Origin of the sequence: Agarivorans sp., assembly GCF_050295395.1 — a bacterium.
Classification (GTDB): domain Bacteria; phylum Pseudomonadota; class Gammaproteobacteria; order Enterobacterales; family Celerinatantimonadaceae; genus Agarivorans.
Map to the genome: position 1 here is coordinate 1 of NZ_JBNKPP010000207.1, position 8323 is coordinate 8323.

The following is an 8323-nucleotide window of genomic DNA, read 5'->3' on the forward strand; positions in this document are numbered from 1 at the left end:
GTGGGCGACTTTGATGCCGACGGCGCTACCAGTACCGCCTTACTAATGGCTGGTTTGCCGCAATTTGGTTTTAGCAAGGTCGACTTTTTAGTGCCGAACCGTTTTGAGTATGGCTACGGCCTTAGTCCGGAAATCGTCGAACTAGCGGCGGCCAAGGGGGCAGAGTTAATCATTACCGTGGATAACGGCATCTCTAGTATTAGCGGGGTGGCCAAGGCCAAACAGCTAGGCATTCCAGTATTAATTACCGACCACCACCTGCCCGGTGAACAACTCCCGCAAGCCGCGGCCATTGTTAATCCCAATTTATCCGATTGTGCTTTTCCTAGTAAAAACCTCGCCGGAGTGGGAGTCGCCTTTTACTTACTGGTGGCGCTACGCAGTGAGATGCGCCAGCAAAATCTGTTCGATAAACAAGGTCTGCTGGAACCCAATATTGCCAGTTTATTGGACTTAGTGGCCTTGGGCACGGTGGCCGACGTAGTACCTCTGGATAGTAATAATCGTATTTTGGTGCATCAGGGCTTACAGCGGATCCGCGCCGGCGCTTGTCGACCAGGTATTCAAGCCTTAATTGAAGTGGCGGGGCGGCAGCAGGCGAATATGGTGGCCAGCGATTTGGGTTTCGCCATTGGCCCGCGTTTGAATGCGGTAGGGCGCTTAGATGATATGAGCTTGGGCATTCATTGCCTGATCAGTGATGACATTCATCATGCCCGCCAGTTGGCCAGCGAAATGGATAGCCTTAATAGCGAGCGTAAAGACATTGAGCAAAGCATGCAGCAAGAAGCGCTGTACAGTGTTAATCAATTAAGCCTTGATAGTGAACACTTACCCAAGGCGCTGTGTTTATACCAAGCCGACTGGCACCAAGGTGTGGTGGGGCTAGTAGCCTCTCGAATCAAAGAACAATATTATCGACCGGTATTTGCCTTTGCCGATGGCGAACACGGTGAAGTAAAGGGCTCGGGGCGCTCGGTGGCAGGGGTGCATTTGCGTGACCTGCTGGAGCGGATCGATACCCAACATCCCGGCTTAATTAGTAAGTTTGGCGGTCATGCCATGGCGGCGGGCTTATCTCTGCCGCAGGCTCGCTTCGAAGAGTTTAAGCGCTGTTTGGAAGACACCGCAGCTAGCTTCATCGACAGCGAATGTTTAACCCATACTTTGCTCAGCGATGGTGAATTACTGGCCGAGCAAATGACGCTCGATTTTGCCCAAATGCTACGAGACGCTGGCCCTTGGGGGCAGGGTTTTCCCGAGCCCTTGTTTGATGGCGAGTTTGAGCTGTGTAGCCAGCGAGTGGTAGGGCAAAAACACCTAAAAATGAGTGTTAAACTGCCCGGAATGGCTCAAGAACTGGACGCGATTGCCTTTAATGTGGACCGGGATATTTGGCCGAATGCCAGTTTGAAGCAGGTGCAATTGGTGTATAAGTTAGATGTAAATGAATTTAGAGGGCGGCGCAGTGTGCAACTGATGGTTGAGCATCTAGTGCCCTTGTAAACACAGGAGTAAGCAACAATGTCAGACAGCATGATTGTTATTTGTCCTAGCTGCCAAGCGGGTAATCGCCTACCCATTTCTCGAATGAGTGAAGCGGCGAAATGCGGTAAATGTAAATCACCTTTGTTTAGCGGCAAACCGATAGAGGTGGATGAGGCTAGTTTTGCCAAACATCTGGCCGGTGAGTTGCCAGTGGTGGTGGATTTTTGGGCTGATTGGTGTGGCCCTTGTAAAAGCATGGCTCCTGTTTATGCGCAAATGGCCCAGCAGTATGCCCATCAAGCGCAGTTTTTAAAGGTAGATACCGAGCGACAACAAGCTTTGGCTCAGCGTTATCAGATCCGCTCTATACCCACCTTGATGTGCTTCAAGCAAGGTAAGTTGTTGGGCCAACAAGCGGGCGCTTTACCCGCTCAAGCCATGCAGCAATGGCTACAACAGTTCATTTAATCGGCTAAGTTGTTCGCGGCCATTACTACAAAGAGTGTTTAGTCTGCGCTGGGCTGAACGCTTTTTGTAGCTTCCTCGCATTTTACTCCCTCCGCTATTGAGTTGTTCGGCTAATGATCGATAATCCTTGCGACCATTTGTTAATGGTTGGTGTGGAGATGTTTATGAATTTGTTGTCAATAATTTATAAAACATCTCAACCAAGCCCCTTGGATGTTGTTGCAAAATTAAGGATTGTTTATGCCTAGGAACTTAAGCCTCACCGGAAATGAAAGAAAAATGGTAGAAGATCAGCATATTGTCTCTACCACAGACTTACGGGGGGTGATTACCTATGCAAACAAAGACTTTGTCGACATTAGCGGTTACAGCGAGTCTGAACTGGTTACCCATGGTCACAACATTGTGCGCCACCCGGCGATGCCTGCAGTGGCCTTTAAGATGTTATGGGACCGCATTCAAGCTGGTCAGCCGTGGATAGGTGTGGTGAATAACCGTTGTAAAAATGGCGACAACTACTGGGTGGATGCTTTGGTCACGCCGATTATTGGCGAGCAAGGAAAAGTAACCGGTTATCAATCGGTACGGGTTAAACCTAAAGCCGAGTACGTGGCGCGCGCCGATGCCTTGTATCGGCGGGTGAGCCAAGGTAAACCGCCATTGTCACGTGCTCAGCAAGGCTTAGGTTTGTTTAGCCGTTATTGCCTAGCCATTGGCTTGCCCATGTTGTTGGTACTAGCCTGGTGTTTTGTCACTGCCAGTTTATCTATGACCACGGCCATAGTGGCCTTACTGGCGGTGTTACTGCTAAGCCCCTTAAGCGCATTTTATTTAAGCGCGCCGCTATGCCAGCAGGCAGCACAAAGTAAAAGCCTAATAGACGACCCTGTCGCCCAGTGGATTTATACCGGTCGAGCCGACGAACTTGGTCAATTAGAATTGGCTAAACTGATGCAGTCTCACTTGCAGCAAAGCTTAGTTTGGCGCGTCAGTGATGCTACGCAAAATCTTGATGAAGTGGCCGCTCAAGCCGCTCAAGCCACCGAGAATGTTTATCAAGATATGAGTTCGCAGCAGCTAGAAGCGGAGCAGGTGGCCAGTGCAATAACCCAAATGACCAGTAGCGTTGAAGAAGTCTCGGCTAATATTCAACGCACCGCCGAGCAAACCAACCACGCTGAGCAGCAGGTCCATCAAGGTCATCAAGAAGTGACTGAAACCATTACGCATATTAATCAATTAGCTAAAGAAATCGCTCAGGCTAGCCAGGTGATTGAACGCTTGGCCAAAGAGAGTGAACAAATCGGTGCGTTTGTTAGTGTGATTCAAGGGATTGCCGAGCAAACCAACTTACTGGCCTTAAATGCGGCGATTGAAGCGGCTCGCGCCGGTGAGCAAGGGCGCGGTTTTGCGGTAGTGGCCGACGAGGTAAGAAGCTTGGCCAATCGTACCCAAAGCTCTACCGAAGAGATCCAAAGCATTGTGGCCACTTTGCAAAGCGAAGCCGAACACGCGGTAACGGTGATGCAACAAGGTGAGCGTTCTGCCAAAGGTAGCGTAGAGCAAGCCGCACAGGCTGGCGAGGCGATTTATTCAATGACTGCTACGGTGGATCAGATCCGCGGTCAGATTGAGCAAATTGCTGCGGCCAGCGAGCAACAGGCGGCGGTATCTAATGAAATCAGCCAAAATATTGCCAATATTAACCAGCAGACGCTGCACACCCTAGAGGGCTGTCAGCATAGTGGCCAAGCCAACCAGCAGCTTTCGGAGCAAACTAAAAAACTGCAAGCTATGGTAGAGTTATTTGCTCGCTAAGCCCGAGCGTGAAGTGAATTTACATAGCCAAATCTAGCTGTTTAATCGCTAGCTTTAAGGCGGCAAAGCACTGTCTGTCGATGGCGGTATCCAGCTCCTGTTGCATAATGCTTAAGGCTTTAGCAATGGGAATGGGCGCGCGATAGGGGCGGTCGGCGGTAATCGCATCGAAGATATCGGCCACTGTAATGGCACGGGTGGCTAAGCTAATTTGTTCACCCTTAATGCCTCTTGGGTAACCCTTGCCATCGAGACGTTCATGATGGGCCGCCGATACTCGAGCCAGTTCTTTAAAGGCGGCAATTTCGCAGAGAATATCCTCGGTATATACCGCGTGCATGCGCATTTCTATCCATTCGTCTTCATCTAGCTTACCGGGTTTATCGAGAATGGAATTACTCACGCCCAGTTTGCCAATGTCGTGTAACAGGGCGCCGCGTTTTAACCAGCGGCGTAGCTCATCACTAAAACCGAGCTGTTGGCCAATTAAGTCGGTGTATAAGGCTACCCGTTCACTGTGGCCTGCGGTGTAGGGGCTTTTGGAGTCAACAATTTGGCCGAACGCGGCGGCAATTTCGTCAAGGTAGTCATCATCTAGGCTAACCGAGTGCTGAGCGGGCTCAAAGGCCAATACCTGTTGTTGCACATTTTCTGCTTCTAAACCTGCCCAAAATGTGGGTTGCTCGGCTAAGTCGACAAAGTGTTGCACTAGTTCTGGGTCAAACCAAGTGCCTGCGCGGGTAGTTAATTCGCGCAGCGCGGCATCTCGCCCTGAAGATTGATGGAACACATCGGCCACCTGCGCCAGCAGTGCTATGCGGGCGAATAGGGGAATAGCTTGACCGGCTAACTGAGCAGGTCGACCTCCGCCGTTCCAGTGCTCATCTAGGCTGCGAATGGCCTCACTAACACTGGGGCTAAAGCGCAGTTGCTTGGCTATTTCGGCGCCACGATCGCAGCGGGTTTGGATTAAGTCTTGGGCTATCTCATCACCATTTTTAATAATATTAAGAATCGCCTTAAAGCGCTCGGCAAGGTTTTTTTTCAAGCCGGTATTTTGCACCACAAAGTTAACCACTTGGCTAAGGCTGCCGTTCACTGTTTTAAAATTGTGCTTAAAACTCAAGTCATCGGTGACATATAACTCGCAGATCCTTGCCGCGTTGCTACTACAACCTAAGTCTTTTAACAGCAGGGTGTAGTAGAGCTCGTGCAGTTCTTCAGCGCTAAGCCCACAGCGCTCGCCTATGTGAAAGCCTATCCAGCAGACGCGAATGCAATGCCCCGGCGGTTGCCCTTCGGTAATGTCTAAGGCTTTACTCAATGAGGCCATCAATTCGCTAAGCTGAAGTTGCGATTGACGCTGAATGTCATGGGCTGCTTGCATATTTTTACCTAGTTATTAAGGTCTTAGTTGGAGTTTAGTACAGCGGAGTTGGCTTAGGCCAGGGTTATTCTTTATCGAAGCTGTCAACCACAATGGCCCCCATCGAAGCGGGCATAGCAATAATGATAATACGTTTAAGTGCCACTATAGGCTCACTGAGTAAGGGCAGTTTATCAATACATAACAAGACTAAGGCAACTACCATGGCTGCCATTACGTAGTCGATAACGATACGTAGCACAAACACCGGCAGCCGATGGTTAATCTGCCTTTGAAAGACGCTCTGATAACTAAATAAGGCGAGAAAGATTAACGATAAACCCAGCAACATGAAGATATTGCTAAGGGCCAGGGTTTCGCCTAAACGCCAGGCTTCTTCGGTAAAGGAAATCGGCACCGCCAGCGCAAACGCGCCAACAAACACCTGACTGGCATCTTCCATATTGAAACTAACTTGCATTGCCAACCTTGGTGGTGGAAGGGCTGTAGTATTACTGTAGCGGAAGGTATTGATTTTAGATAGCTTTAGCCGCTAACCCTTGCTGTTGGCTGGTTGCTCTGTGGATTTTTGCTTCATCAGCAACAGGGTAAGAAGGATTTTACTGGGTACTAACAACAGCAAGCCAAGGCCAATAATGCCGGCGATAATTTGTACCCCGCGCACCCCCATCGATACGCTTATGTCGGAAAACATCGCTAAGGCGACGCCGCCCAGCACCAATAATAAACCGAGGCCCATGCTTGTATAGAGCAGCCATTTCCATGATGCTTTCATTGTGATTTCCCGCTAGCCTGCCTTAGTTGCATTATTGGCTGGGCCAGCCTTAGCGACTTTGCGCTAGCGCAGTTTAGGTTTAATTATCGAGCGGGAGGAGCTTGGCATTGTCCATTGTGAGATCTAAGTGGGCTTGTTGCTGTGGCCAAGTGAGTTGCCCGCGTATTTGCCAGCGGCTATTGGCTTGCCACTGCAAGGCCTTGGGGAGGTTAAGTCTAAGCTCAGCACCTGCGCCAGTTTGTGCCAGCGCTAGGCCGTTGGCAGCTTCGCTTAATAGCTGTACCTCGCCGCTTACCCAGCCGTTGAATTGTTGTTCTATTGCCTGCTCCAAGGCGAGTTCGCTTTGCTTGCGAAAAGGACTGTTGGGGGCCCAAGTGTAGTAGCAAAACAGACCAACCAACAGAGCCAATACCAAGGGAATACGTTTGTCGATGACGCGAGGATCTTTAACCATTAAATTCATCCTTTTGGGGGCGCTAAGGCGTTGCAAAGAGCTTGCTCTATTACTACAGGGCTAATGCTGGGGATTATTGGTACTTTAGTTAAGTACATGCACGGATCTCCTTGATTAACCATTGAATACTATCTTGGCTATCGTATAACTGATGGGTGAACATACTGAGTGAAAGCTTAGGCATATTTGCTGGCAGTTCAACAATTTTTATCGGCAACATTTGTTCTAACTCTTGGGCGATTTTAAGTGGTACACACATCAGGTTACTGGTTTGTGCGGTAACCATACCACCTACGGCAAAACTCTGTACGATCATCGAGATTTGCCTAGCTTGATGTTGTTGATGCAACCAACGATCAATTGGGTCGGCACCGGAGTTAATAAAAGGCAGGTGGATTTGTGGCGTTGCCACAAAGGCTTTCACATTCAATTTCTTAGCGATTTTAGTCGTCTTCGAAACAATACCCACGTAGCTATCACTAATCCAGTGATAACGGTTGTAATAGCGCGGCATAACCTGCAATTCATCCACCCCTAAAATTAGGTCGATATGGCCTTGTTCTACTCTTTCCATTTGCATGTTTTCGGAGAGGATATCGATAGCAATTCGAACGTTGGGCGCGGAAGATTCCAGTCGCTTACCTAGTTTGGGCAGTGCATAGAATTCAAAATAATCAATGGCGCCTATGTAGAAGGTTTTTGCGTCAAGTTTGGGGTTAAAAGGGCGCATTTTTTCAAAGGCCATATCAATGGAGTTTAAGCCTTTTTGCAGGTCGGGCAGTAAGGCATGTACCAGTGGTGTAGGCTCCATTCCACTCTTAGTTTTAATAAATAAGGGGTTATTAAAACGGTTACGCAGTTTGGACAAGATATGGCTTGCTGCGGATTGGCTCATAAACAGTTTTTGAGCCGCTTTAGAGAGGTTTCTTTCTCTTTCGAGAACCACTAATAATCGCAATTGATTAATGTCCATATCCATAGGTTATCGAAATCCTTCATAACTAAATAAAAATAACTCACTTCCATCATAATACTATTGGTATTAAAAATAGGCCAACAAATGAAATACTTATAGGGACTATGATGAGAAAAGTAAGCGTAGCAGCTACCCAAATGGCCTGTTCGTGGGACGTAAATGACAATATTGATAAAGCCGAGCGCTTGGTGCGCGAAGCCGCTAAACAAGGTGCGCAAATCATCTTGCTTCAAGAACTGTTTGAGACGCCTTATTTTTGTATAGAGATTGCAGAATCTCACCACAGCTTGGCTTCTGTGCTAGAAGAGAATCAAGCTTTTAAGCGTTTATCGGCCTTAGCTAAAGAGTTAGCCGTTGTTTTGCCTTTTAGTTGGTTTGAAAAGGCTGGCAATGTCAAGTTCAACTCTTTGGCCATGATAGATGCCGACGGTTCCTTGTTAGGGGTCTACCGTAAGACGCATATTCCCGATAGTGATGGTTATTTAGAGAAGTACTATTTTAGCCCCGGCGATACAGGGTTTAAGGTGTGGAATACTCGTTATGCCAAGGTGGGTGTTGGTATTTGCTGGGACCAGTGGTTCCCTGAAACTGCCCGTAGCTTAGCATTACAGGGAGCTGAGTTGCTGTTATTCCCTACTGCAATCGGTAGTGAACCTAGTCAGCCAGAAATGGACTCGCAAGCGCATTGGCAACGCGTAATGCAAGGCCACGCCGCGGCCAACCAAATTCCGGTTATTGCCTCAAATCGAATAGGTAAAGAGCAGGCCAAGTTCAGAGACCTTGAGTTAACTTTCTTTGGTTCTTCCTTCATCGCCAATGCTACTGGCGAGTTAGTAGCAAAGGCCGATCGCAGTAGCGAGCAAGTATTAGTACATGAATTTGATTTAGACGAAATAGCCTTTCAGCGCAGTGCTTGGGGTTTATTCCGTGATCGTCGACCAGAACAATACCGCCACC

9 protein-coding genes are annotated in these 8323 nt (G+C 48.5%); 4 read left to right on the forward strand and 5 right to left on the reverse strand.

The window, feature by feature from the left end:
- The 3 genes from recJ to ACQY6Q_RS11885 form a co-directional block, all read left to right on the forward strand.
- The coding region (gene recJ / locus ACQY6Q_RS11875) for a single-stranded-DNA-specific exonuclease RecJ (protein WP_427981695.1) at positions 1–1506 on the forward strand (1506 nt) is incomplete at its 5' end.
- 18 nt (positions 1507–1524) lie between these two features.
- Complete coding sequence (trxC, locus tag ACQY6Q_RS11880) at positions 1525–1956, forward strand: thioredoxin TrxC (protein WP_427981696.1); 432 nt, start codon at positions 1525–1527, stop codon at positions 1954–1956.
- A 240-nt stretch (positions 1957–2196) separates the two neighbouring features.
- A complete protein-coding gene (locus tag ACQY6Q_RS11885) occupies positions 2197–3774 on the forward strand; it encodes a methyl-accepting chemotaxis protein (RefSeq protein ID WP_427981698.1) in 1578 nt (525 codons plus the stop codon).
- A gap of 19 nt (positions 3775–3793) precedes the next feature.
- On the opposite strand, the gene ACQY6Q_RS11890 is transcribed toward ACQY6Q_RS11885, so the two are convergent.
- The 5 genes from ACQY6Q_RS11890 to ACQY6Q_RS11910 form a co-directional block, all read right to left on the reverse strand.
- Positions 3794–5161: an HD-GYP domain-containing protein gene (locus ACQY6Q_RS11890; protein WP_427981700.1), complete on the reverse strand. Its 1368-nt coding sequence runs from the start codon at positions 5159–5161 to the stop codon at positions 3794–3796.
- 64 nt (positions 5162–5225) lie between these two features.
- Positions 5226–5621: a DUF2391 family protein gene (locus ACQY6Q_RS11895; protein WP_427981701.1), complete on the reverse strand. Its 396-nt coding sequence runs from the start codon at positions 5619–5621 to the stop codon at positions 5226–5228.
- Positions 5622–5693: 72 nt separating this feature from the next.
- A complete protein-coding gene (locus ACQY6Q_RS11900; protein WP_055734391.1) occupies positions 5694–5936 on the reverse strand; it encodes a hypothetical protein in 243 nt (80 codons plus the stop codon).
- Positions 5937–6015: 79 nt separating this feature from the next.
- The gene (locus ACQY6Q_RS11905) at positions 6016–6390 is read right to left on the reverse strand and encodes a hypothetical protein (RefSeq protein ID WP_427981703.1); all 375 of its coding nucleotides are present in this window, start codon (positions 6388–6390) and stop codon (positions 6016–6018) included.
- A gap of 88 nt (positions 6391–6478) precedes the next feature.
- Positions 6479–7369: a LysR family transcriptional regulator gene (locus tag ACQY6Q_RS11910; protein ID WP_427981705.1), complete on the reverse strand. Its 891-nt coding sequence runs from the start codon at positions 7367–7369 to the stop codon at positions 6479–6481.
- A gap of 101 nt (positions 7370–7470) precedes the next feature.
- On the opposite strand from ACQY6Q_RS11910, the gene aguB reads away from it, so the two are divergent.
- The coding region (aguB, locus tag ACQY6Q_RS11915) for an N-carbamoylputrescine amidase (RefSeq protein ID WP_427981706.1) at positions 7471–8323 on the forward strand (853 nt) is incomplete at its 3' end.